Genomic DNA, 25,918 nt, shown 5'->3' with positions numbered 1-25,918 from the left:
AGCGCGACCTTGCCAAGGTCGAGGTCACGAGTTCGAGCCTCGTTGCCCGCTCCAATCTAGAAACAAGACATCAGCATTCAAAATGCATCAACAGCCAAATGGCTGTTTTTTTATTTCAAAAATTTATGTTGATTAGAAAAGCCGGATGATGAACTCCGGCTTTTCTGTATTGGCATGGCTTGGTTTATCTGAAGATCAGTGGAGTCAGGTAATGGCTGAACAGCCCAATAACCAGAATACCCAGCAGATTCAGCACCAGACCGGCACGGGCCATGTCTCTGATTTCGAGTTTGCCGCTGGCAAATACGATGGCATTAGGCGGTGTGGCGACCGGCAGCATAAAGGCGAAACTGGCCGCGAGCGCGGCGGGTAAAGCCAGATACAAAGGGGATAAATCCATAGAGACAGCTACGGGTCCGAGCAGCGGCAAAAAGGCGGCTGCTGTGGCAGTGTTGCTGGTCACTTCGGTCAGAAAGATGATCAACGAGGTGACAGCCAGCAACAGCAATACGGGCTCAACCCCCTGTAAACCCTGTAATTGTTGGGCCAGTAATTCTGCCACTCCGGTTTTCTGGATTTGCTCGGCCATCGACAACCCGGCGCCAAACAGCAGCAAAACGCCCCAGGGAACCTGCTGAGCATCCTGCCATTCCAGCAAGTTTTTACCCGCTTTGCCAGGCAATAGAAACAACAAGACTGCAGCGGATAACGCAATTAAGGTATCGCTGATCGCCAAACCTGTGGCGCTGACCAGCCATTGCTGAAAGATCCAGCTAAAAGCCGCCAATGCAAAGACCAACAACACCCATTTTTGCTCAGCGGGCAGGGCGCCAAGCTGAGCCAACTCTTGTTTAAACTGCGACGCATCGCCGCTGGTCGTCGACCCCAGACGAAAATGAAAGCGGGTCAGCCAGAGCCAACAGAGTACCAGCATGATCAACGCCATGGGCACACCCAATAGCATCCAGTCGGCAAAGCTGATTTGAATTTGATAAGCCTTTTGTAAGTAAGCCGCGAGTAATGCGTTGGGCGGGGTACCAATCAGCGTAGCTATGCCGCCAATACTGGCACTGTAGGCTATGGCCAGCAGCACAGCTTTGGCAAATTTACTTTGTTCGCTGACACCGGCCATCGCAATGATAGACAAGCCAATAGGCAGCATCATGACTGCTGTGGCTGTGTTGGACATCCACATCGATAAAAAGGCGGTGACTCCCATGAGCGCCGCAACCTGACGGCCTGGCCTGGCACCGACCACCGAAAGCGCAGAGAGAGCGATACGGCGGTGCAAGCCTGTTTTTTCCATCGCGATTGACAGAAAAAAGCCGCCAAAAAACAGATAAATAATAGGGTTGGCGTAAGGGGATGTGGCCGCGGACAGACTGTCTATGCTGAGCAGAGGAATAAATATCATCGGCAGCAACGAGGTAACAGGAATAGGCACCACTTCGCTGATCCACCAAAGCACCATCCAGGCCATCAGGCCACAAGTCAGCCAGGCTGCCTGGCTCATACCTGCAGAGGGTGCAGGTAAAATAACCGTCAGTAACAGCAGGCAGGGGCCAGTAAAAAGCAGTAGCTGTTGTCGAAGAGTCATAAGGTTCCTTAATTCGGTGAGCAATGGGTATTCAGAGTGAAGAAAAACTTTACCGCCTGAGGCGGAAAATTCTTTGCTGAATAAAGGCCAGTCTGGCCAGCAGTGACGAAAGCGTCAACTCTTTTAGCATGCCAGATGATGAGCTGTTGCGCAGCTGACTACTAGGTCGGGTGCAACGACAAGCGGCCTGCGCGTGCAGGTTAATTTCGTATTCAGTCGTGGTATGCTTCTGGTTTTCTTGATCAAAGGACAACAGAATGCAGCCGATTTCAGACTATTTCCCCAGTGCAGATGCTCTGGTGTTTGGTTGTATGGGGCTGGGCGGTGGCTGGAATGAAACTGACACCAGTGCTGAGCAGCGACAAAAAAATTACCAGGCTTTAGACGCCGCTATTGACGCTGGCTATCGCTTTTTTGACCATGCAGATATTTACACCAGAGGCAAGGCAGAACAGGTTTTTGGTGACTATTTACAACAGCATGCCGGACTGCGTGACAAGCTGTTATTGCAATCCAAATGTGCCATCCGTTTTGCTGATGCCGAGTCGGTCGGGCGTTACGATTTCAGTGCCAGCTACATCCGTCAGTCGGTAGAGGGCTCGTTGCGGCGTTTGCAAACCGATTATCTGGATTTACTGTTGCTGCACAGGCCTGACCCCTTAATGCGGGTGGACGAAGTAGCGGCGGTACTGGATGAACTGAAACAGCAGGGCAAGGTCAGACACTTTGGTGTGTCCAATTTTGGCTGGCCGCAGCTGCAACTGTTGCAGCATGCCTGCCCTATGCCTTTGGTGGTCAATCAGTTGCAAATGAGCCTGAAGCAGCATCAATGGCTGGAGCAGAATGTGTTGACCGGTATGGCTGAAGGTGCCGCCAGTTTCTTCTCTTACGGTACCGTGGAGTACTGCCTGCAGCATAAAGTGCAGATCCAATCCTGGGGCAGCCTGGCGCAAGGACTTTACAGCGGCGGGCGAGAGCAGGGGACTGAAGCTGATAAAGCCACTGCCGTATTGGTACAGCAGTTGGCTGCCAGTTATCAGTGCAGTAGCGAAGCCATAGTACTGGCGTTTTTATTACGCCACCCGGCAGGCATTCAGCCCGTGATTGGCACCACCTCCGCACAGCGGATCCGCGCCTGCCGAGAGGCCTTGCACATTGAGCTCAGCCGTGAGCACTGGTATCAGCTTTATGTCAGTGCGCGAGGTCAGGCGCTGCCTTAAGCTTGTACACGGCATTGATCCCTGCGGGGAGTAAAAAAAGCCAGCATCGCTGGCTTTTTCGTTAAAGGGTGACCCGTCGTTATTCCACTGTTTTTTGCAGGGTGTTCAGTGAAATCACTTTGGTTTTACTGATCTTATGCCGGTAAATTTCGCGCAGATAATGAATGGCTTTTTTCACGCTGTCACGGGACAGCCGAATGTCATTAATAGACACAAACTTATTTTTGTCACGGATCAGTTCCCGGTACTTTTTCTCATACATAGGTTTGATTGCATACCAGTTGGTATCGAGAATCTTCGCCGGGTTTTCGTACTCAAACAACATAGAGTCCAGCCGCTCTTCGTCAAACTCGTCGGCGCGGATAAAGTCCAGCATGGCTTTGTCCAGTGAATCATCGAAACGGTAATCGTCTTTGGCAAAACAGCGCTTGATAAAGGACACGATCAGCGTCAGGAAATCATCACTAAGGCACGGACTTTTCACGATCAGCGTTGTTAACGAGATATTGGCGGAAGCGCCTATCACCAGTGCATAACGTTTTAATGTGGTGTTCGGAAACAGCGCATTCAGATGGCTCTTCAAACGGTTCAGGTCCATGTACGACAGTTTGTAGTCCTTGGGCAAGGATATAATCGACACCACAGAGGAGCAGTTTTTAAAGAAATGCAGGTCCTTTAAATCTTTCGGGTCGTAGCCATTTTTCACATAAGACGCAAGCGCTTCGCGGTAACGACCCGATTCAATGGGTAACAAACTGATCCCTTCAATAGCCTGGGTGATTTTATTAAAATGCGGCAGGTCTATAGAGCGGAAGAACAAATCATCAATATTCAGGCCACTGGTGGCTTTGTCAAACAGCTTCAGCTTATCCACAGCAGCAGGTTGAGTCGGCACCACTGATTCAGCGTACGCGACAGCAACAGGGCCGGCCAGACTCATAAAGAGGTCGTTGGCGTCCAGTCGAATGGTTTCACCAATATCAATACCAGCACGGCGGAAATAGTTTTCGTCGTAGTCTGTGGTCACTGCCTGGGCGGTCAGAATATTAAAGATCTGCTGGGAAATATACTGGTTGGCGTATTTCTCCATCGCGTTGACATCAATATGTTGAATTTCACCGTCATCCGTTTCTTCAGCGTAACGCATAATGTCGTTGGAAATCAGCATCATGGCGTTCCACGGCCGGATACGTTGCATCACGCTGGATTCATTACTGTCTTCGTTTTCCAGGTTGTAGGAGAAATCCCACTCTTCAGACAGGTATTTACAAAGCAGGCGACCTGAGTTGATATGCAGCGCTTCAGACATCTCGACACCATGGTCGGTGATATTCGGAAGAATACAAATACCGCTGGTAAAGATAGGTTCGAAAACAAAGGAATGACCAGAGTTCGCTTCATTTTCCAGCTCGGGCCTGGTATCAAAGGTTTTTGCCATATAAGCGTATTGCTGAGCCAGACCAAACTCCGACGCCATACCAGAACCCGTACCACCACCGGCAGAAAAAATATAAAAGTACAACCTGGATTGGTTGGCTTTGATACCACAGGAATCAATCAGGTAAGAGTGGATGAACTTCCAGTCGGCGTTGGAGAACTTGTGGGTGTCTTTGTTCAGGATGATCTTGGCCAGGTACTGGCCCAAAATAGGCGCGTTACCGGCACCACCGGCATGGACTTCAGACAAGTCCATGATTTTCATTTTGTTGTAATCTTGCAGAAATGTGGTTTTTTCGCCGCGGTTAGAAAAACGGATTCGACCCTCGATGTCTTTATCCAGGTCACCCAGCATCACCAAAGGTTCAATCAGAAACACAGGTTTTACCTGGTTGGATTTGTCGAGGTTCAGGCCTTTTTTGATCCAACGCACAGGGCGGTATTCCTGCTCTTTTTGCGCTTTTTCTTCCTGGCTGAATTCGCTCATATAAAAGGTGCGGGCGTTGTACACCAAAGACGCCACTTCCAGCGCAATATTGGAACCACAACGGCCAAGGCCAATTAAACAAACGGAAGGAAACTGTTGTTTACGGCTGACGCCTTCGACTTCCTGATTTTGTACCGGAAACACGCTGTTACGCAGTGCATCCAGATTGGCCAGAATTTTATTGATGTCGCGCTCGGTGAAATACATATAACGGCCAGAACCAAAGTTCAGGTCGGCTTCGGTGTCTGAGGAGACAAAAGGCCGGATTGCGACACTGACATCATCTTTACCTGCGTTGCTTTTTATAACTTTTGTACTCATGCAGAACCTTCCGGGCTTAACTTTTAGTATGAACGCGCACTGACTTAACCATAGTCTTGTGCGGCTATTATTACAATTGGTGAGACAGACAGTACAGAAAAATCTGGAAACAAAGGGAACTTTTTACTGGTCGTTCAGTGAGGTAAAACAGCAGGCAGTGCCTTTGTAAAAATAGCGGGATCAGAAGTGAGTTTTTTGTTAGGCCTTTTGCTTCTGATCCCGTCTCCCTGAACCTGATATTACATATTGGGGTAGTTCGGGCCTCCGGCACCTTCTGGTGTCACCCAGTGGATATTTTGTTTGGGGTCTTTAATATCACAGGTTTTGCAATGGATGCAGTTTTGCGCATTGATCTGCAATTGTGGCTCACCCCGTTCCATGCCGATCATTTCATAAACCCCGGCCGGGCAGTAGCGCTGCGCCGGTTCATCATACAGGGCCAGATTCACCTGCACAGGGATGCTGCTGTCTTTTAGCTTCAAGTGGCAAGGTTGATCTTCTTCATGGTTGGTATTGGACAGATACACTGAAGACAAACGATCAAAACTCAGCACTCCGTCTGGCTTGGCGTAATGGATCGGATCGCATTCACTGGCCAGTTTCAGGCTGCTGTGATCTTTGGTCCAGTCTTTGATGGTCAAAGGTAATTTGCCACCAAAAAGGTTCTGATCCAGGGTATTAAAGGCGCCGCCGAGCAGAGTGCCAAATTTATGCAGCGCGGGGCCGAAATTACGGCTTCGGTACAATTCGTCAAATAACCAGCTTTGTTCAAAAGCGTCGGCAAATTCGGTGAGGTCATCATGGCCACGGCCAGCTTGCATGGCGGCGAACAGCGTTTCCGCGGCCAGCATGCCGGATTTCATCGCGGTATGGTTGCCTTTGATTTTGGCGAAATTTAAGGTGCCGGCGTCACAGCCGATAAGTAAGCCACCAGGAAAACTCATTTTGGGCAAGCTGTTATAGCCGCCTTTCGCAATAGCACGGGCGCCGTAGCTAACCCGCTTGCCGCCTTGTAGATACTGTTTCAGCACAGGGTGCTGTTTGTAACGCTGAAACTCTTCAAAGGGGCTCAGATGTGGGTTGCTGTAGTTCAGATCGACAATCAGTCCGACCACCACTTGCTGGTTTTCGGCATGATACAGGTAGCCACCGCCGCCCGTTTGCGCATCCAAAGGCCAGCCGGCACTGTGCACGACCAGTCCGGCCTGATGTTGCTCAGCCGGGATATCCCAGATTTCTTTAAAACCCAGCGCATAATGTTGGGGTGTTTTGCCTTCGTCCAACTGAAAGTGTTGGATCAGTTGTTTACCTAAATGGCCGCGGCAGCCTTCGGCAAACACAGTGTAACGGGCCCGCAGCTCCATACCTGGGGTAAAGCTGTCTTTCGGCTGACCGTCTGCTGCTATCCCCATATCACCGGTAATAATGCCTTTGACAACATTCTCTTCGATGATGAGTTCAGCCGCAGGGAAACCAGGGAAAACTTCGACCCCCAGTGTTTCAGCCTGTTGCGCCAGCCAGCGGCACACGTTGCCCATAGACACAATATAATTGCCGTCATTGTGCATGGTGTTCGGCACCAGCCAGTTGGGCATGCGGGTGGCTTTTTCAGCATTGTTCAGCACATAGATATGATCTGCACTGACCGCGGTTGTGACAGGGGCTTGCATCGACTGCCATTCAGGAAACAGCTCGTTCAGCGCCCGGGTTTCCAGCACAGCGCCGGATAAAATATGGGCACCGACTTCGGAGCCTTTTTCAACCACCACCACCTGCAATTCTGTGCCGGCGGCCTGAGCCTGCTGCATCAGGCGAATAGCACAACTCAGTCCGGAAGGGCCTGCGCCCACAATGACGACATCGACGTCCATCGATTCACGTTCAATCACGACCCACCCCTGTATGCGCAGGCCTCTGCACAGGCGCTGCCAAGCACTTTGTTATTGTATTGGAAGATTTAATTGCCTAAGGGTATTTCAGGTTGACGTTAACGTCAACAGTAAGTAGATTGGGCGGCGGGAAAGGGTAGAGCTTTACCTTTACGTCAACTTGACGTTCTGACGCTGCGGCCAATGAGGTTTATATGAAAATTTTAGTTCCGGTGAAACGGGTCATTGATTACAACGTAAAAGTACGGGTAAAGGCCGATCAAAGCGGAGTGGATTTAGCCAATGTGAAAATGGCACTGAATCCGTTTTGTGAAATTGCGGTAGAAGAAGCGGTCCGGTTAAAAGAAGCAGGCATTGCCACTGAAGTTGTAGTGGTATCAATAGGTCCTGCGGCAGTGCAGGAGCAATTGCGCACTGCGTTGGCCTTGGGGGCTGACCGGGCCATTCAGCTGGACACAGAGTTGTCGCTGGATTCGCTGCAGGTTGCCAAGCTGCTGGCCAAAGTGGTGCAAGAGGAGCAGCCATCCCTGGTGATCCTGGGGAAACAGGCGATCGATTCAGACAACAACCAAACGGCTCAGATGCTGGCGGCTCTAACGGGCATGGGCCAGGGCACTTTTGCCTCAAAAGTGCAGGTTCTGGATGGCAAAGTGCAGGTGACCCGTGAAATAGACGGGGGGTTGCAGCAGGTTGAGCTGAAGCTGCCCGCCGTGGTGTCGACGGATTTACGTCTGAATGAACCCCGTTATGCCTCATTGCCCAACATTATGAAAGCGAAGAAAAAACCCTTGGATGTTAAAGCGGCTGACAGTTTAGGCGTGACGCTTGACAGCAAGGTCACCACAGTGAAAGTGACAGCACCACAAAGCCGCAGCGCCGGTATGATGGTCAGCTCTGTCGACGAGTTAGTGGCGAAGTTAAAACAAGAAGCGAAGGTGATCTGATGGCTATTTTAATCATTGCAGAACATAACAATCAGCAGTTAAAAGCCGATACCGCCAAAACCGTCAGTGCAGCACGCCAGATTGGCGGTGACATCCATCTGCTGGTTGCAGGTTTGAACTGCGCTGCTGTCGCCGGACAAGCCGCTGCATTGCAGGGGGTCAGCAAAGTACTGCTGGCTGAGCATAGTTGTTATGAACATCAACTGGCGGAAAACGTCAGTCTGCTGGTGGCCGAGCTGGGTGCTGGTTACAGCCATATTCTGGCCAGCGCCACCACCACAGGGAAAAACTTTCTGCCACGGGTAGCTGCTTTGCTGGATGTGGCGCAAATCTCCGACATTATTGCGGTGCAAAGCGCTGACACCTTTGTCCGGCCTATTTATGCCGGTAATGCCATTGCGACTGTGCAAAGTACCGATGCCATTAAAGTGCTGACGGTGCGCTCTGCGGCTTTTGATGCCGCCCCCGGAGGGAACAATGCCCCTGTTGAATCTGTGGCCATCGCCAAAGATGCCGGTGTGTCATGTTTTATCAGCGAAGAGCTGACCACATCTGAGCGCCCGGAGCTGACCGCGGCTCGGGTGATTATTTCCGGCGGCCGGGGTATGCAAAACGGCGAGAACTTCAAACTGCTCGACGGTATTGCTGACAAGCTCAATGCCGCCATTGGTGCCTCGCGTGCTGCAGTGGATGCTGGTTTTGTGCCGAATGATATGCAGGTGGGGCAGACAGGTAAAATTGTGGCGCCAGAGCTTTATATTGCCGTCGGTATTTCCGGTGCCATTCAGCATCTGGCCGGTATGAAAGACTCCAAAGTTATTGTGGCCATCAACAAAGACCCCGAAGCGCCAATTTTTCAGGTGGCGGATTATGGCCTGGTGGCCGACCTCTTTACCGCGCTTCCTGAGCTGGAAGCCAAACTGTAAAACCCTCAAGGCCGGAAATTTCCGGCCTTTTTTATGAACATGCCGAAATGGCGGGAGGGGGCTGTATGCTGTGTCAGCGATGCGATAACATCTACTGATGAACAATCAGTAAATCATTTATTTACAAAAAATTTCTTTTCAGCCCATGCAACTTTATGTCAGTCTGATGTCACTGATAATAAAGCAAAAAATACTGGCGAAGAAGGATGTTCTTTATGTATAAAGCCGCTTTGGTTGCGATGCTGTTTGGTTTATCTGCATGCAGCACAGTCCCTGAAAACCCGGATGCATTAAAAACCCAACTTGATGGGCCTCTGGCGCAACTGCAGCTGGATACCCGCCAGTTGCAGTTGCGGCTGGATAAACTGACAGAAGATAAAAGTTGCAGCTACGACAATCAATGCAAAGTGATCCCGGTTGGGGCGCGGCCTTGTGGTGGCCCGGAAGCCTATCTGCTGTATTCCTCCGCGCAAACGGATGAAAAGATGCTGCAATATACGGCTGAACGTTATCAGCAGTTAAAACGTAAACAAAATGACAAACTGGGACTGGTGTCGACCTGTCAGATGCTGATGGCGCCTGCTGCCAGTTGCCAGCAGTCACGTTGTGTATTGGATCAGGGGGATGTCCGCTGAGCCCATGGAGTAAGTTGAATGAATGAGTATTGGATAGCAGCGGCCTGTGTGGCCGCCGTTTTTTTTCTGCTAAGCCTGCTTTTGTCATGGCGCCTGCTTATGCAGCGGCAACAGCTGGCGCTGCAAGCACTGCAACTTCAGCAGTTTGCAGCGCTGGAGTCCGATCATCAAAACCTGCGTCAACAACTCCAGCAAAAAGAAACCGACTTCAGCCGGGTGCATAGCCAATACCAGCAACTGCAACAACTGTGGCAGGAGTTGAAACAACAAAGTGCGGTCCAGCAGCAGAACTATCAGCAGTTGTTGCAGGAGCACAGCGCTTTAACAGCCAGTTTGCGGGAAAAACAACAGGCCTTTGCAGAACAACAGGCGTTATTGCAGGCAAACAAACAGCAACTGAGCCTGGAATTCTCCCAACTGGCGCAGCGTATTTTTGACGAAAAACAACAAAGCTTTCAGGGGCAGCAACAGCAACTCTTGGGTCAGTTGCTGACCCCGTTCCAGCAGCAGCTGGATGCCTTTAAAACCAAAGTAGAAGATTTACACCTCAAAGAAAGCCAGCAACAAACCTTGTTGCAGCATGAACTGGGGCAATTAAAGCAGCTGAATCAGCAAATGACGCTGGAAGCCCACCAATTGGCAACAGCACTGAAAGGGCAAAAAAAGGCCCAAGGCAACTGGGGCGAACTGGTGCTGGAAAATGTGCTGGAACGCTCAGGCCTGCGCCCTGGTGTCGATTATCAACGGGAAGTCAGCCGGCAGAACCAGGAAGGGGAGCGGCAACGACCTGACGTGGTGGTATACCTGCCACAGAATAAACACCTGATTATTGATGCCAAGGTATCGCTGAATGCCTATACCCAGTACATTAATTCGGAGGACGAGGCAGAACGCGCTCTGGCGCTCAAACAGCATATCGCAGCGATTTCGGCCCGCATTCAGGAATTGGCCGAGCGCAATTACCAGAAATTGCCGGGCATAAATTCACCGGACCTGGTGTTTATGTTTGTGCCGGTCGAATCGGCTTTTGTCGAAGCCTTAAGGGCGGATGAACGAATTTTTCAGCAGGCGCTGAATCAGAATATTCTGGTGGCCACCCCAACCACTTTACTAACCAGTCTGAATATAGTGCGGCAGTTATGGCGTTTTGAAGAGCAGCATAAACACAGTGCAGAGCTGGCCAAACGAGCCGACAACCTGTTTAACAAGTTGCGGACTTTCCTGCAAAGCTTTATGAGAATTCGCGAAAACCTGCAGCGTGCGCAGGATGCCTATGAAGCGGCCGAAGGGCAATTGGTCAATGGCAAAGCGAATCTGGTCAAGCAGGTCAATGAATTCAAGATGCTGACTCCGGCCATCCAGGCGGAATTACCGGAGTATTTTACTGAAAAGGCTGAGCTGGAGCTGGAGATAGCGCCAAAGCTGGCCGACAGGCTGGAGTAAGGCCGGACAGAGCTTTATACTGACGCGCTTTGAAAGCAGGGGGCAGTTGTGGCGGATTTTCAATTAAACGACTTCACAAACCGGTTACATCAGGCGTTACAGGCGCAACAATGGCAAAAGCTGGTGCTGAGTAAATACCAGGGCGATGACGCCGCATTGCAGCGCGTTGAAGTGCGGCCTGTGCAGTTAAAAAGCCCGGTACTGAGTTTTTTATACCGTTATCAGACCCGCGATATCACCAAAAATTACAGTTATGAAGAAGGCTTGGCATTCATTGCGACTTTATTAAGTACCGATTTCAAAGCGGCGCATTTCACTGGTATTGCTGCAGATTTGCAGTTAGGGATCAGCAAAAAAGGTAAAGTCCTGCTGTCTGAACACAAAAAAGCCGGGCAGGGCAAGACGGCCGAAGTGGCAGGCCACAATAAAGAAAAGCAGCGTTACATCAACCAACAAGCGGCCTTCCTGCAAAAGTTGGGGGTCACAGATGCCAGACATCAGGTGATCCCGGCGATGTCACGTAAATGGAAGCAAATCAATAAATTCATCGAAGTCTTCGCTGCTGCATTAAAGCAGACTGAACTGCTGAAACGTGCTCCTTTGCAAGTGGCTGATTTCGGTTCGGGTAAAGCCTACCTGACCTTCGCATTACATCATTACCTGACGGAAGAATTGCACGCCAATGTCGATGTGATAGGTGTGGAACTGCGCCAGGAGCTGGTGGATTTATGCAATCAGACCGCGCAGCAGTTACAGCTGACGGGGATCCGTTTTGAACAGGGCGATGTGAAACACTACCAGCAAACCGGGCTGGATGTGATGATTGCTTTGCATGCCTGTGATACCGCCACCGACTATGCCATTCATATGGGGATACGTGCTGGGGCTTCGGTGATCCTGTGTTCACCTTGCTGCCACAAACAAATCCGGCCTCAGTTAAAAAGCCCGGCGGTTTTGGCACCTATGCTGAAACATGGTATTCACGCCGGAGAGCAGGCAGAAATGCTGACCGACAGTTTGCGGGCCCTGCTGCTGGAAGCCAATGGCTACGACACGCAGGTGTTTGAATTTATTTCGCTGGAGCATACCAGCAAAAACAAAATGATCCTGGCGGTGAAAAAGCAGGGCGCCAAGCCGGCTGGACAGGTCCTTGAGCAAATTCAGCAAATTAAATCATTTTATGGCATTGAAGAGCACTGTCTGGAAAGCTTGTTACAGCAAAGCTAAAGGGGGCTACCGCCATAATGTGCTGCAAAAACTGGCTGATAGTTTAATTATTCAGCAGTCAGTGCAACTTTGGAAATTAAGCCTTGCACGAATGGAATGAAAGCTCTACTATGCGCCCCGCAAACACGGACGCGGGATGGAGCAGCCTGGTAGCTCGTCGGGCTCATAACCCGAAGGTCGTCGGTTCAAATCCGGCTCCCGCAACCAACAAATCAACCAGCTTTATGCTGGTTTTTTTGTGTCTGAAATTTGCTATTCGGCAGAAATTTTTGGGCTGGTACCGCCTGTCAGCTCGTCGGGCTCCTCATTCTAAACCCGGGCGAAGGAAGTCGGTTTAAATCCGGCTCCCGCAACCAACAAATCAACCAGCTTATGCTGGTTTTTTCTCTTTATTTTGTCCTGTAAGCCAAATTTTGCTGAAAAATTCATAAAGTCTGCATCATTCCCGATCCGACAAATTTGCTTAATATTCCATTTGTGAATATGCTAATTCCATAAATGAATATGAGGTGATGCAAATGATCGACTGGAGCTCCTTTACCCCTTGGACGTCACTCACGGGTGGCGCGCTAATAGGTGGTGCTGTTGCCTTACTTTGGCTTGCGAATGGTCGGATTGCCGGTATTTCCGGCATTTGTGCCGGTTTGATGACGAACCTGTCTCAGTTGCAGTGGTGGCGACTGGCCTTTGTTGCGGGCCTGGTCGCTGCGCCTGTCTGCTGGCAGCTGGTTGCACCTTTGCCAGAAATCCGCTTGCAGGCCTCGCCTGGAGGGCTGGCCGTGGCTGGTTTGGTGGTTGGCATTGGCGTGCAGTTAGGCTCGGGCTGTACCAGCGGACATGGGATCTGCGGTATGGCCCGTCTGTCTAAACGTTCCGTGGTCGCCACGCTGATCTTTATGGGGATGGCCATGCTGACTGTGCTGGTTTTGGGCAATGCAGGAGTGGCGCCATGAAACATTCATTGAAATCTGTTGGCGCCGCTTTTGTTGCTGGCTTAGTGTTCGGCTGCGGATTGATTCTGGCTGGAATGGCGAATCCGGCTAAGGTGCTGGCTTTTTTGGATATCACAGGGGCCTGGGACCCGTCATTGGCATTGGTTATGGCGGCAGCAATTCCACTGGCCATGCTGGCGTTTGCAGTCAGCCGTCGGCGCTCCAAACCGTTAATTGAGACAGGGTTCCAATGGCCACAAGCCAGCCAAATCACACCAGCCTTGCTGATCGGCAGTACCTTGTTTGGTATTGGTTGGGGGTTGGCAGGTATTTGCCCTGGTCCGGCCCTGGTGCTGGTGGGGGCTGGTTATACCGAAGCTGTGGTATTTGTGGCCTGTATGCTGATAGGGATGTACGCAGCCGCACCGCTGAAGAACATGCTGGAACCTAAAACATAGGCCTCAGTTTGAAACTGTTCTGCTATACTGTGCGCCGTTTTTGACACAGGCAGATTTTATGTTGGAATTCTGGGCGTTAACCTCGAAAGGGGTCGAAGAGTTGTTGGCGGACGAAGTCCGTCAATGGGGCGGCGAAATCATTAAGCTGGGGATAGGTGTGGTTCGCTTTAATGCGGAACTGAAGAGCGCCTATCAGTTGTGCTTATGGTCCCGCCTGGCGACCCGGATTTTACGGCACTTGTCTTCTCAGCCTGTGACGGCTGACGCCGATTTGTATCAGGTCGCCAGTCATTTGAACTGGCCCAGCCAAATGCGGCTGAATCAGAGTTTTGCCGTCGAGTGTGTCGGCAAACACCCAACCATCGACAATACACAATATGGCGCACAACGTGTCAAAGACGTGATTGTCGACCAGTTCCGCCAACAGTATGAAAAACGCCCGGACGTGGACCGCGCAGACCCGGACTTACGTTTTCAGGTAAGGCTGGAAAAACAATTTTTCCATTTTCTGCAGGACTTTTCCGGCCCCTCACTGCACCAGCGTGGTTACCGCAAAGAACAGGGCCAGGCACCTCTGAAAGAACACCTGGCGGCGGCACTGATCAAAAGATCCGGCTGGAATTTTGACCAACCCCTGTATGATCCCTTTTGTGGTAGCGGCACCTTATTAATTGAGGCCGTGTTAATGGCCCGTCATATGGCGCCGGGGTTAAAACGCATCGAGTTCGCTTTCGAACGCTGGCCTGGTCATCAGGAAACCTTGTGGCAACAAGTGCGTGCCGAAGCCTTTGGTGCTCGCAAAGCCATTGCCGATGCTTGTCTGTTTATTGGCAGTGACAATGACGAGCGCACCTTGCAAAAAGCCCGCAAAAATGCCGAAACCGCCGGGGTGGCCGATTTTATTGAGTTTCGCCTTGCCGATGCGACCCAACTGACTGAAGCGGTCGCCGGGCAGCCTGGCGTGGTGCTGACCAACCCGCCTTATGGTGAACGGTTAAGTGAAATGCCAGCGCTTATTCCGGTATACGCTGATTTTGCTTTGGGGCTGAAGAAATTTTACCAGAGCTGGCGACTGGCCATTATTACGTCAAGCCCCGATTTATTGCGGGCTTTGAAATTATCCCGTACCAAAACCTATAAATTCAGCAATGGTCCGCTGGATTGTGATTTCACTTTATTTGATCTGACAGAAAAACAAGTGCAAAGCAGCAGTTCTGCACCAGCGCTGTTTTTTGCTGAAAGCGAGTCCTTTGCTAACCGTTTAAAGAAAAACCTGAAGCAGCTGGAAAAGTGGGCCAAACGCGAAGGCCTGAGCTGTTACCGGCTTTATGATGCGGATATTCCGGAATACAACGTGGCGGTTGACTGGTACGACGGCGAAGTGGTGGTGCACGAGTACGCTGCGCCTGCCAATGTCGACGAGCAAATCGCACAAAAACGCCTGTTTGACGTGGTGAACCTGACGCCGCGTATTCTGGAGATCCCAAGCGACAAGCTGATCCTCAAAGTGCGTGAAAAGCAAAAAGGTAAAGACCAGTACCAGGCACTGAACCGCACAGGCCAACACAAAGTGGTCAACGAATACAACGCCAAATTTTATGTCAACCTGCGTGATTATCTGGACACAGGGTTGTTTTTGGACCACCGCACTACAAGGCTGTCGATCCAGCGCCAGTCGGCCGGTAAACGGGTGCTGAACCTGTTTGCGTACACGGGTTCAGCTTCTGTGCACGCCGCTTTAGGCGGTGCCAAAACAGTGACCACAGTGGATATGTCCAATACCTATCTGGACTGGGCAAAACGCAATTTTGAACTGAATGATCTGACTGGCAAACAGTACCAGTTTGTGCAGGACAATGTGCTGGACTGGCTGAAAAGCTGCAAAAACCAGTTTGACCTGGTGTTTGTCGACCCGCCCACCTTTTCCAACTCGAAACGGATGGAAGATACCTGGGATGTGCAGCGTGACCACTTAAAGTTGCTGACGCTGATTGGGCGTGTGCTGGCCCCTGGGGCCAAAGTGATCTTCTCCAACAACAAGCGCCGCTTTAAGTTAGACAGCGAAGCGCTGCAGCAGGCAGGTTGGTCCTGTAAAGACATCAGCGCAGCCAGTTTGCCGGAAGATTTTAAGCGCAACCCCAATATCCATGTCTGTTTTGAACTGACCAGGGCAGATGCCTGATGCAACTGATGAGTACCTGGGGTTGCCATTTGTGTGACGAAGCCCAGGCCTTGTTACAGCAGGCAGGAGTGCTGCAACAGTGCCAGGTGCTGGATATAGTGGACCATCCGGCATTGTTTGAGCGTTATCGGGTGCATATTCCGGTACTGGTGGACGCAGAGCGGGAATTATTTTGGCCTTTTACACTGGCAGAGCTGCAAAGTTTTGTCCGGCAAACGAAGTAGAGTGTTATGGAACTGATACGTTTTCAGCAGGCCTGTCTGGCCTTTGGGACTCACCCCATTCTGGACCATGTGGATTTCAGCCTGTTTACTGAAGAGCGGGTCTGTCTGGTTGGCCGCAATGGTGCCGGTAAATCATCCTTTTTGAAATTGCTGACCGGGCATCAAAATCTGGACGATGGCCAGATAGTGCGGCAAAACAATGTGCTGGTGGCGCGTCTTGAGCAAGACCCACCAGCCCGTATTGACGTCAAAGTGGCGGATTTTATCCGGGAGGGCGCCGGTGATTTACCGGCCAAACTGCAACGTTTTTACCAGTTGGCCGACTGTTTAGCCGATGCCTCAGCCGCTGAACAGCGAGAGTTTGGCAACTTGCAGCATGAGCTGGATGCGCGCAATGCCTGGGCACTGGAAGGCCGTATTCAGGATTTATGCCTGCAGTTTGAACTGGAACCGGACGCGACTTTGGCCAGTTTATCCGGTGGCTGGTTACGTAAAGCCGCACTGGCCAAAGCTTTGGTGGCCGAACCCAATGTGCTGTTATTGGACGAACCTACCAACCACCTGGACGTCGCGGCCATTCAATGGCTGGAACAGTTTTTAAAGCAATTTAAAGGCGCCATTATTTTTATCTCGCATGACCGGGCTTTTATTCGTGCGCTAGCCACCCGCATTATCGATTTAGACCGCGGCATGCTGACCTCCCATCCTGGCAACTATGCCGAGTATCTGGAGCGCAAACAAAAGGCGCTGGACGTAGAACAGCAGCACAACGCGCTGTTTGACAAAAAGCTGGCTGAAGAAGAAGTCTGGATCCGCCAAGGCATTAAAGCCCGTCGGACCCGCAATGAAGGACGGGTCCGCGCGCTGAAAGAGCTGCGTAAGCAACGGGCGGCCCGGGTGGAACAGCAAGGCAAAGTGGATTTCTCCATTGAACAGGCGCAAAAATCCGGCAAGCTGGTGTTTGAAACCAAAGCGCTGAATGTCAGCTTCGACGGTCAGGTGGTGATTAAGGACCTCGACTTACTGGTGATGCGTGGTGACCGTATTGCGTTGATTGGCCCTAATGGTGTTGGCAAGTCGACCCTGATTAAAACCTTGTTAGGTGATTATCAGGCCAGCAGTGGTGACATTAAACGCGGCACCAATCTGGAAGTGGCTTATTTCGACCAGCACCGGATGCAGCTGAACCTGGATGCGACGGTGCAGGACAACGTTGCCGACGGCAAACAGGAAATCAGCCAAAACGGCCAGAGTCGGCATGTGCTGAGTTACCTGCAGGACTTTTTATTTGCGCCTGAGCGAGCCCGCACCCCGGTCAGGGCCTTGTCTGGCGGTGAAAAAAACCGCTTATTGCTGGCGCGTTTATTTGCAAAACCAAGTAATTTGCTGATCCTCGATGAACCGACCAACGATCTGGATGTGGAAACACTGGAACTGCTGGAGGATATTCTGCAGCAATACCAGGGCACTGTGCTGCTGGTCAGTCACGACCGGGAATTTGTCAACAATACAGTGACCAGTTCTTTGTATTTTGCCGGCCAGGGCCGTATTGTCGATATCGCCGGTGATTATGAAGATGTGCTGGCGTACCAACAACGCCAGTCGAACCAACAAAAATTGACGGAAGCGCCACAGAAATTAACAAAACAGCAGGAAGAAAAACCAATTCAGACTTCATCCGCTGGCGCTAAGAAGTTATCATACAAAGAAAAACGTGAACTCGAGCAGTTACCTGCCTTGATTGAAGAGCTGGATGCACAAATTACCAGCTTACAGCAGCAAGTGAACGATCCTGAGTTTTTCCGGCAAGATGCCACCAGTACACAGGCCACATTGAACCAATTGCACGAGGCTGAGTCGAAGCTCGCGCACGCTTATGAGCGTTGGGAACAATTAGAAGCCATGAATTCGTAGTCAGGGGACCCGAATGAGATTATCACCCGTTGTTTTAGCTGTACTTTCGGCCTTTGCCGCTTCAGCCAATGCGGCTGTTTATCAGGTGCAGGAATTGCCTGAAATCACCACAGTCCGCTCTCAGTTTGGTAATGCATTAAACGACAATGGCGACATCGTCGGTTCAGCGAATTACGTGTATAACCAGCCTTTTGATCTGGACGCACTGGATTTGGAATCAGACACTGTCACCAGTTCCTTTACGACCGAAGAAATTGAAAACATCAAGACTGGTAATATCAATGCGGCTTTGCAGTCAAAGTTACTGAACTTCTTTATGTCGCCACCCAATTATGAAGTTCAGCGTGTTGGTGATGTGCAGGCATTTGATTTCACTACAGGGCAACAGGTTAAAATCCGTGATCAGGGCGCAGTGCCGACCAGCCGGGAATACCTGTACGACATTAACAATTTTGGCAATGCGATAGCATTGACGGGGCCTGTGTATCAGAAACAGGACTTCACGCCAACTGCAACAGATGACAATCCGTCTCCTGAAACTGTGACTTTGTGGGTGCCTCAAAACCCTTACCAGCAAGCCTATCTGGTGAACGGCGGCAGCCGGCAGGCGCTGCCTATCCCCTATACTGACCATGGTGGCGGCTTCTCCTTTGCTCAGAAAATCAGTGGAAATAATTACATTGCCGGTTCTGGCAGTGTGGGGATGAGCGAGAGTGTGATTGAGCAGATTGAAGAAAGTTGTACTGGTGCCACCCGCCCTGTCGCTATTTGTCAGGCGAACTATGCTGGCAGTTATACTGAACGGGCGTTGGTCTGGCAACTGAACAGTTCTGGTCAGGTTGGTGCTCCTGTTCAGTACGGCTTCTTAGGGCCAGAAATTAATGAAGAAGGCGTCAGCCTGACGTACCTCAGCCGTGCTTTATCGGTCAATAATAATGGTGTTGCTGTCGGTTATTCCTCTTACACCGACAAATCCCGGGACATTTATAACCAGGTGCATGCGACTGTATTCCATGAGGGCGAAGTGTCACCTGTAGTGGACCCGCTGGAATGGATCAGCAGTTCGGCTGTTGATATTAACAACGAAAATATTGTCGTTGGAACCGCCTATAAAAGCATTAATGGCACCACTCGCAGCAAGATGTTTGTATTTGACTACAACACAAACACGGTCAAGTATCCGGATGGTTTTTTCGTCAGTTCAGGCACTACGCCCACCGCCATTAATGACAATGGTTTGGTTGTAGGAGCTGCTGAAGTATTTTTATCCGATACCGCTACCCGGCGCCAGGTCGGCTTTTTGTATGATACCAACACCGGCAGCTTTACCGATTTAAATACACTGTTGCCTTGTAACCACAGTTACAACGTGGTTGATGCCCGCGACATCAACGAAAACAATGAAATTGTTGTGACAGTGGTAAAATCAGTCGAAGGCCGCGATTCTTTAGGTGAAGTGGTACGTGACAGCGCAGGGAATCCGGTAATGGAGAGTGTAGCCCGTACTGTAGTGCTGAAACCTGTAGCAAACGGCACTGTGGATGACTGTAGCTCCGGCAGCGACGATGGCGAAAGCTATGAGCGTAAGAGCGGCACTTTATCCTGGTTCATGCTGCTGCTGGCGCCTCTGGCCTGGTGGCGACGACGCAAAGCCTGATCACAAGCGGGGCGGGTATGAACCCGCCTCTTTTTTTGCTCTTTCCATAAAAAATATTTAAAAATTTTGCCATCAAATTGCAATGCAGTTCAGGTTGTTATCTTTTGTCAACCCCATCAACCTAATTAATGCGCTGGAACCTTTTTCTTTGCTCGACTATCTATAACTTAGCAACGCCAGTTGCTTGTATCAGATCAGATCGAGGAAGACTCTATTATGAAAAGACAGAAAAGAGATCGTTTAGAAAGAGCCCACGCCCAGGGTTATCGCGCTGCTGTCACTGGTCGTTCTAAAGACATTTGCCCCTACCAGAACCTCGATGCCAGGTGCCAATGGCTCGGAGGTTATCGCGAAGCGATGGAAGACAAATCAATAGGTCTTTTTGCCAAAGGCCAATAATCCACCGAATTAAAGGAAACAAAGGCCCTGCATTGCGGGGCCTTTGTCGTTTCTACCAGCTGTATTGGCATTCGTTATGCAGCAATTTCCGCGATCTGGCGTTCTGAACTACACTCAGAAAGACATAAAGCCAGAGCGGAGGTTGTATGCAACTGGCGACTAAAGTGGTACGTCTTGATCTGAATTACAGTTCAGAGCAAAGCCATTATTACCGCAAAACTACCTGTTATCTGGCCCCGTTCCGGGACGAAAGCGCAGAACATTTTGCCCGCCGCATGCTGGCTTATTTGTCGTTGTTTGAGCTCTCCCCTGAAATTGCACGGCAAGATGGCCGGGGTAAAAGTCCGGATCTGTTTGTTGAAGACCAATACAGCCAACTGCAGCTCTGGTGTGCTGTGGATGCGCTGGATGAAAAGCTGGTGCAGCGCGCCAGCCATCAGGCAAAACATGTATTGCTGATGCTGGACGAACTGGATTACCGAAAAACCAAAGGGGCCTATCGTCAGCATTTTCCGAATCTGAGCTGCACTGTGCTGGCGCATGAATTGTTGCTGGCATTTTGCGATATGCTCAAAGGTCATATGCATTTGGATGTGTGGCGTGAAGGGGAGTTGTTATTGATCACCGATGGCCAGCATAGCCTTGAACTGCAGTTTCCCCCGGAGCTGTTGCACTGACAGCAATACGTCGTCCGGCTTGCGTCTGAAGCCGGCTTGGTTATAATGGCGGCCGCTTTTTTGCCCCGGATTTGCGATCCGGTTTTTGCAGAAGGAAAATCTGATGTTTGTTGTTGCCGCTTTGTATAAATTCGTTCGTTTGCCTGACTATCAGGAGCTGCGTGACTCCTTATACCAACACCTGGTTCTGAATAAGGTGAAAGGCACTTTGTTGTTGGCCGAAGAGGGCATTAATGGCACCATTTGTGGCCCGCGTGAAGGCATAGACGCGATGCGTGACTGGTTTGCCAATGACAGCCGCTTTGCTGGCATGTCGTACAAAGAGTCTTTTGCTGAGACTCAGGCCTTTTACCGCACTAAAGTCAAACTGAAAAAAGAAATAGTCACTATGGGGGTGGAGGGTGTCGACCCGGCTCACATAGTGGGGACCTACGTCAAAGGCGAAGCCTGGAATCAGCTGATTTCCGATCCGGATACCATTTTGGTGGATACCCGCAATGACTATGAAGTGGCCATAGGCACCTTTAAGAATGCCGTTAATCCAAATACCACCAGCTTTCGCGAATTTCCACAGTGGGCGGCGGCCAATCTGGACAAAACCAAACACAAAAAAGTGGCGATGTTCTGCACAGGCGGGATCCGCTGTGAAAAATCAACGGCTTATCTGAAAGAGCAGGGCTTTGAACAGGTGTACCATCTCGACGGTGGCATTCTGAAGTATCTGGAAGAAATGCCGGAAGAGAACAGTTTGTGGCAGGGCGAGTGTTTTGTCTTTGACCAACGCGTTGCGGTAAAACATGGTCTGGAGCAAGGCAGTTATGATCAGTGTTATGCCTGTCGTATGCCATTGTCACCGCAGGATCTGCAATCTCCGCTGTATGTGAAAGGCTTGGGGTGTCCGCATTGCCATGACAAAATTACCGACGAACAACGCGCTTCGTTTACAGAACGTCAGAAGCAGATTGAGCTGGCGAAAGGCCGTGGTGAACAACATATCCGCGATGGCAAAGCTCAATTCTGAGCAGTAACCTCAGCAGACTAAGGAGCCGGTAAGGCTCCTTTTTTTGTTTGTAAAACTAGTCATTGGGTCAAATTTTTCTAAAAAATTAAATTAAATTAGCTATTTTTAGCGATTTTAATTCGAAAAACGAAACGATAAGCTGAGTTCACTGAACTAACGGAAGCTCTGTTATGAAAAGCTATAGCCGGCTGCAAATCAGCCTGCACTGGATAGTGGCCCTGATGGTGATTGGCCTCTTTGCATCCGGTTTCTGGATGGTGGAGCTGACCTATTACAGCCCTTGGTACAAAACTGCGCCATTCTGGCACAAAAGCGTCGGGCTGGTACTGGCACTGCTGGTGCTCTGGCGTTTGTTGCTGCGGTTGAACAATGGGCCTGTAGAGCCAGTCTCCGGTCACAGCAAGGCGGTCAAAACAGCGAGTCATCTTGCTCATGCTGCTTTGTATCTGTTGCTGGTACTGATTGTCTGCAGCGGCTATCTGATTTCAACAGCGGATGGACGCGGCATTGAAGTATTTGGCTGGTTCGAATTGCCCTCATTAGGACAACTGTTTGACCAGCAAGCCGATCGGGCTGGTCTGGTACATCAGTGGGCTGCTTACAGCCTGATTGCACTGGTTGTGCTGCACGCGCTGGCGGCTCTTAAACACCATTTTGTAGATAAAGACCTGACGTTAAAACGTATGCTCAGCTCAAACTTAAATGAGGAAATAAACCAATGAAAAAGTTAATTCTGGCAACTTTGTTGTCTGCCGTGATGATGGCCCCGGCTTTACAGGCCGCAGATTATGAAATTGACACCAGCGGCGCTCATGCCTTTGTGAATTTTAAAGTCAGCCATTTAGGTTACAGTTGGCTTCATGGTCGTTTTAATAGCTTTAAAGGTACCTTCAGTTATGATGCGGCCAAACTGGCTGATGCTAAAATTCAGCTGGAAATCGATACGGCCAGCGTTGACTCCAACCACGCCGAACGTGACAAGCATTTACGCAGCGCTGATTTCCTGCACGTAGACAATTACCCGAAAGCCAGCTTCAGCAGCACCAAAGTGGTGCCCAAAGCAGAGGGTAAGTTTGACCTGGTGGGCAATTTTACCTTTCATGGTGTAACCAAAGAAATCACCATTGCCGCCAGCAAAACAGGGGAAGGCAACGACCCATGGGGTGGTTACCGCGCTGGTTTCCACGGCACCACCGAAATCAAGCTGTCCGACTTTGGCATTAAAAACATTTTAGGCCCGGCATCCGAAACTATTTATCTGGATCTGGTGGTTGAAGGCGTTCGTAAGTAACAGTTAAAAATAACAGAGCCCCGCAAGCGGGGCTCTGCAGTTCACTTCCCATCCGTTAGAAACGGTAACGTGCCCCCACTGAATAGCGCGGTCCGTACTGACGGGCAAACAGGAACTGCTCTTTAAAGCGGCCATAACCCCGTTCGGTTTCGTTATTCAGGTTGATCCCTTCAACAAAGACGGTCAGCTCTGGTGTCAGCTCGTAGTTCACACTTAAATCCCACTGACCATAAGTTTCAGCAAACTGCGGTGGCGCATCTGCTGAACCTTGTGACTGACCTACGCCTATCAGGTACTCATCACGCCAGGCGTACGTAATTTTTACGGACAAGCCATCCTGCTCATAAAATACCTGCAGGTTGGCCGAATCGCTCAGGCCGGTTAAAGGCGCTTGTTGTTGCAGGCTGTACACATCAAACTCCACGTCGCCGTCCACAAAAGTCGCGTTGGCACCCATGCCAAAGCCGGTCTCACCAAGCAGATGCTGAATAGCCAACTCATAACCATCGACCGATTTGGCATCTGTGTTGGCTGGCTGGCTGATTTGCCAGACGATCAACGGGTCTGCTGCGGTAGGTTCAATTTTACCCTCCGCATTGCCGGCACCGTTGGCCAGCATCTGTTCGAAGATGGCGGTACTGGTGGCTTGCTCACCGCGGGCCTCAATATCCCTGACCGCCTGCTGGTAGCGTGGGCCATTCAGAATGTCATGCAAACCCTCTATGGTGGTTTCTGTAATGGTGGTTTGAATAAAATTATCGACGTCTTTGCGAAAGTAGCCTATCGCCGCATAGCTGCCTTCGGCATAGTAGTATTCCAGTGTGAAATCGAGGTTGGTGGATTCAAAAGGCAACAAATTGGTATTGCCCTGACTGCCGCTGCGCGAACCTGGCTTCGGGCTGCCGCTCAGAGTGCGGCCACCGGCCAGCAAACCAAGTGGGGCTCTGGTAATGGTTTTACCCCAGGAAAACCGCGCCACCAGATCATCGGAAAGGTCGGCTTTCAGATCAAACATCGGCAGTAACAAATCATGCCGGCCTTGTTGTTCGAGGAAGTTGTCGGTGCCACCTTGTTGATAGTGAGTGATCCATTCCGATGGACTTTCCCAGTTCACCTGGGTTTCTACACGTTGGCGTACTGTACTTGTCACGTCGGTTTCTTCGTAACGGAGTCCTATATTGAACTGCAGCGGAATGGCGGCAACTTCAGTATCCCATTGGGATTGCAGGTAAATACTGCTAGTGATTTCTTCCACATAGCTTTCGCTGTCGATACCGTCAATATAAGGGTCAATCGAATAGACATCAGCGCCCATGACCTCTTCTGTCAGAAAGGCCAGCTGGCGGGACAGCGCTTCGTCAAAATCGTAGCTGTAGTAGTAATGTGGATTCAGGCTGCCCATAGAAAACTGATCCAGAAAACCGGCTGTGCTGTGCAGCGTGAACATACTGTCAGGAAAAATCTGCGGGTAGGCGGGGTTAAAGCCTGGGCCACCTCGCAAACCGCTCCAGCCCGAATGGCCCCCCATGCTTTGTTCCGTGCGCGCAACACCGAATTTCAGGTTCACCAGCGGAATGTTGAAATCGTTGTTGGTCCACTGACCCTTCAGTTGCAACTGCTCAATAGTGGTTTCGCCGGGGGAATGGGTGAACTGACTGAAGTTGGAATCAATTTCACCCGGGCTTAACTCATTGCTGCCATTTTTCCACAGGATCCAGGCCTGGGGCACCTCGCCGGTGCGGTAATCGTAGTACTTGGTGATCAATTGGTCTGAACCAAGAATGATTTGCCCCTGACTGCCCAGACCTTTATCAGCCCCATTGTCGGCTTTGTTGTCTGAGTCATGGTAATCCAGCGCAAACTGCCAGTCGTCGTTCAGGGTCCAGTCCAGATTCAGGCCAATGGACTTGGCGTCAATTTCCGTTGTGCCCCGGTTGGCGGTGAAGGAACCGTCATTGCCGCCAATATCGGCATAGACGGCTGTGCCATTTGCATCCAGCTCGTACGCATTGATATTGCCACCAAACTCGTTCCAAATGCCCCAGCCTATACTTTCAACCCCAGTGACCGCATTCGTGGCGGTGTAATCCAGAGTGGCGACAAAGTTATCAGTTGGAGCAAACTGCAAGGTCAGCTGACCATTGGTTCGCTCGCGTTCAATATCTTCAATACCGTAGTTCATGTCCTTCGGGAAATAGTAGTGGCCTGTTTTTTCACCATTAGCCCCTGTGGGCCTGTGGTCGACAACAAATTCAGGGTCCAGATCGGGCAAGGCCACATTGGCCTGCCAGCCCTGAATATTGGCCTGTTGTTTCTGAAAATCCCGCTGCTGATGCGAAAATGAAAAGGCTATACCGTAACGTTCATCGTCAAAAGTGTTGCTGTACACGGCGGCCAGTTCGGGGGTGACATCGTCGCCTTTGACATTGGAGCTGTCATAAATACCTTTAGCGGAGACTGAGCCATGCTGACCCGGATTGGCCAGTGGTTTGGTGGTGACTATGTTGACTGTTGCCCCCAGGCCGCCACTGGGGTTTTCAGCCCGGGCTGTTTTTTGGATCTCCAGGGCACTGACGCCTTCAGAGGACAGGTTTTCCAGATTGAATGATCGGGTATAACCTGTGCCGGGCATCTGCCGGCCGTTTAAGGTGATCAGGTTAAAATCCGGCCCGAAACCACGTACAGTGATCTGACTGCCTTCACCATTGGCACGGCTGACCGACACGCCGGTAATGCGCTGCAAAGACTCAGCCAGATTGGTGTCGGGAAATTTGCCCATTTCTTCGGCCGAAATGGCATCGACCACACCATTGGATTCACGTTTGATGTCCATGGAGCGGATCAAGCTGCCACGAATGCCTTTGACCTGAATCACTTCTACTTTTTTGTCCTGAGCCTCGGGGGCGTTTGGCTGCTCCTGTGCATACAACACTGAGCTGGTGCCGGATGCCAGAACTATGGCGACGGCCAGAGCCGTTTGGCTGGGTGTAAATTGTCTGATTTTCATAATTAAACCTGTTGCTTATGCGCAGCACAG

At 50.7% G+C, this 25,918-nt stretch carries 21 protein-coding genes and 1 tRNA gene; 18 read left to right on the top strand and 4 right to left on the bottom strand.

Annotated elements, in window-relative coordinates; genetic code table 11:
• Positions 1-184: 184 nt before the first annotated feature.
• Positions 185-1,597 carry a DASS family sodium-coupled anion symporter gene (locus WKJ03_RS15945; protein WP_337843227.1) on the bottom strand — a complete coding sequence of 471 codons (1,413 nt, stop codon included), beginning with the start codon at positions 1,595-1,597 and terminating at the stop codon, positions 185-187.
• 257 nt (positions 1,598-1,854) lie between these two features.
• Between WKJ03_RS15945 and WKJ03_RS15940 the strand changes: the two genes are divergently transcribed.
• Positions 1,855-2,817, top strand: coding sequence for an aldo/keto reductase (locus tag WKJ03_RS15940; RefSeq protein WP_337843226.1), 963 nt, complete (start codon positions 1,855-1,857; stop codon positions 2,815-2,817).
• A 79-nt stretch (positions 2,818-2,896) separates the two neighbouring features.
• Here the strand turns inward: WKJ03_RS15940 and WKJ03_RS15935 are convergent, their stop codons facing one another.
• Both WKJ03_RS15935 and WKJ03_RS15930 read right to left on the bottom strand, forming a co-directional pair.
• Positions 2,897-4,948 carry a hypothetical protein gene (locus tag WKJ03_RS15935; RefSeq protein WP_337843231.1) on the bottom strand — a complete coding sequence of 684 codons (2,052 nt, stop codon included), beginning with the start codon at positions 4,946-4,948 and terminating at the stop codon, positions 2,897-2,899.
• A 353-nt stretch (positions 4,949-5,301) separates the two neighbouring features.
• Positions 5,302-6,933 (bottom strand): electron transfer flavoprotein-ubiquinone oxidoreductase, encoded by a 1,632-nt coding sequence (locus WKJ03_RS15930; protein WP_337843230.1) that lies wholly within the window; start codon positions 6,931-6,933, stop codon positions 5,302-5,304.
• A 212-nt stretch (positions 6,934-7,145) separates the two neighbouring features.
• On the opposite strand from WKJ03_RS15930, the gene WKJ03_RS15925 reads away from it, so the two are divergent.
• From WKJ03_RS15925 to WKJ03_RS15845, 17 genes are all read left to right on the top strand, one after another.
• Positions 7,146-7,895 carry an electron transfer flavoprotein subunit beta/FixA family protein gene (locus WKJ03_RS15925; protein WP_337843225.1) on the top strand — a complete coding sequence of 250 codons (750 nt, stop codon included), beginning with the start codon at positions 7,146-7,148 and terminating at the stop codon, positions 7,893-7,895.
• Positions 7,895-8,821, top strand: coding sequence for an FAD-binding protein (locus tag WKJ03_RS15920; protein ID WP_337843224.1), 927 nt, complete (start codon positions 7,895-7,897; stop codon positions 8,819-8,821). Before WKJ03_RS15925 ends, WKJ03_RS15920 begins: the two co-directional genes overlap by 1 nt.
• Positions 8,822-9,036: 215 nt before the next feature.
• Positions 9,037-9,456, top strand: coding sequence for a hypothetical protein (locus WKJ03_RS15915; protein ID WP_337843223.1), 420 nt, complete (start codon positions 9,037-9,039; stop codon positions 9,454-9,456).
• A gap of 18 nt (positions 9,457-9,474) precedes the next feature.
• Positions 9,475-10,899, top strand: a complete 1,425-nt coding sequence (locus tag WKJ03_RS15910; protein WP_337843222.1) for a DNA recombination protein RmuC — start codon at positions 9,475-9,477, stop codon at positions 10,897-10,899.
• Between the two features lie 48 nt (positions 10,900-10,947).
• The gene (locus WKJ03_RS15905; RefSeq protein WP_337843221.1) at positions 10,948-12,126 is read left to right on the top strand and encodes an SAM-dependent methyltransferase; all 1,179 of its coding nucleotides are present in this window, start codon (positions 10,948-10,950) and stop codon (positions 12,124-12,126) included.
• A gap of 130 nt (positions 12,127-12,256) precedes the next feature.
• Positions 12,257-12,333, top strand: a tRNA-Met gene (locus WKJ03_RS15900).
• A 311-nt stretch (positions 12,334-12,644) separates the two neighbouring features.
• Positions 12,645-13,079 (top strand): YeeE/YedE family protein, encoded by a 435-nt coding sequence (locus tag WKJ03_RS15895; RefSeq protein ID WP_337843220.1) that lies wholly within the window; start codon positions 12,645-12,647, stop codon positions 13,077-13,079.
• Positions 13,076-13,516 carry a YeeE/YedE family protein gene (locus WKJ03_RS15890; RefSeq protein ID WP_337843219.1) on the top strand — a complete coding sequence of 147 codons (441 nt, stop codon included), beginning with the start codon at positions 13,076-13,078 and terminating at the stop codon, positions 13,514-13,516. The genes WKJ03_RS15895 and WKJ03_RS15890 overlap by 4 nt, the downstream gene beginning before the upstream one ends.
• A 58-nt stretch (positions 13,517-13,574) precedes the next feature.
• The gene (gene rlmKL / locus WKJ03_RS15885) at positions 13,575-15,698 is read left to right on the top strand and encodes a bifunctional 23S rRNA (guanine(2069)-N(7))-methyltransferase RlmK/23S rRNA (guanine(2445)-N(2))-methyltransferase RlmL (protein ID WP_337843218.1); all 2,124 of its coding nucleotides are present in this window, start codon (positions 13,575-13,577) and stop codon (positions 15,696-15,698) included.
• Positions 15,698-15,922, top strand: a complete 225-nt coding sequence (locus WKJ03_RS15880) for a glutaredoxin family protein (RefSeq protein WP_337843217.1) — start codon at positions 15,698-15,700, stop codon at positions 15,920-15,922. The genes rlmKL and WKJ03_RS15880 overlap by 1 nt, the downstream gene beginning before the upstream one ends.
• A 6-nt stretch (positions 15,923-15,928) precedes the next feature.
• Positions 15,929-17,836, top strand: a complete 1,908-nt coding sequence (locus WKJ03_RS15875; protein ID WP_337843216.1) for an ATP-binding cassette domain-containing protein — start codon at positions 15,929-15,931, stop codon at positions 17,834-17,836.
• A gap of 13 nt (positions 17,837-17,849) precedes the next feature.
• On the top strand, positions 17,850-19,493 hold the full coding sequence (locus WKJ03_RS15870) for a DUF3466 family protein (RefSeq protein ID WP_337843215.1): 1,644 nt from the start codon (positions 17,850-17,852) through the stop codon (positions 19,491-19,493).
• Between the two features lie 216 nt (positions 19,494-19,709).
• The gene (gene rmf / locus WKJ03_RS15865; protein WP_337843214.1) at positions 19,710-19,892 is read left to right on the top strand and encodes a ribosome modulation factor; all 183 of its coding nucleotides are present in this window, start codon (positions 19,710-19,712) and stop codon (positions 19,890-19,892) included.
• Between the two features lie 146 nt (positions 19,893-20,038).
• A complete protein-coding gene (locus WKJ03_RS15860) occupies positions 20,039-20,569 on the top strand; it encodes a YaeQ family protein (protein ID WP_337843213.1) in 531 nt (176 codons plus the stop codon).
• Between the two features lie 103 nt (positions 20,570-20,672).
• A complete protein-coding gene (locus WKJ03_RS15855) occupies positions 20,673-21,590 on the top strand; it encodes a rhodanese-related sulfurtransferase (RefSeq protein ID WP_337843212.1) in 918 nt (305 codons plus the stop codon).
• 170 nt (positions 21,591-21,760) lie between these two features.
• On the top strand, positions 21,761-22,312 hold the full coding sequence (locus tag WKJ03_RS15850) for a cytochrome b (protein ID WP_337843211.1): 552 nt from the start codon (positions 21,761-21,763) through the stop codon (positions 22,310-22,312).
• On the top strand, positions 22,309-22,881 hold the full coding sequence (locus tag WKJ03_RS15845; RefSeq protein WP_337843210.1) for a YceI family protein: 573 nt from the start codon (positions 22,309-22,311) through the stop codon (positions 22,879-22,881). Before WKJ03_RS15850 ends, WKJ03_RS15845 begins: the two co-directional genes overlap by 4 nt.
• Before the next feature lie 55 nt (positions 22,882-22,936).
• Here WKJ03_RS15845 and WKJ03_RS15840 read toward each other — a convergent pair whose 3' ends face one another.
• Positions 22,937-25,888, bottom strand: a complete 2,952-nt coding sequence (locus tag WKJ03_RS15840; RefSeq protein WP_337843209.1) for a TonB-dependent receptor — start codon at positions 25,886-25,888, stop codon at positions 22,937-22,939.
• Positions 25,889-25,918: the final 30 nt, after the last annotated feature.

The organism is Rheinheimera sp. (genome assembly GCF_037442525.1).
Taxonomy (GTDB): domain Bacteria; phylum Pseudomonadota; class Gammaproteobacteria; order Enterobacterales; family Alteromonadaceae; genus Pararheinheimera.
Note: the sequence above shows the minus strand (reverse complement) of the source record. Positions and strands in the feature narration are given on the sequence as shown.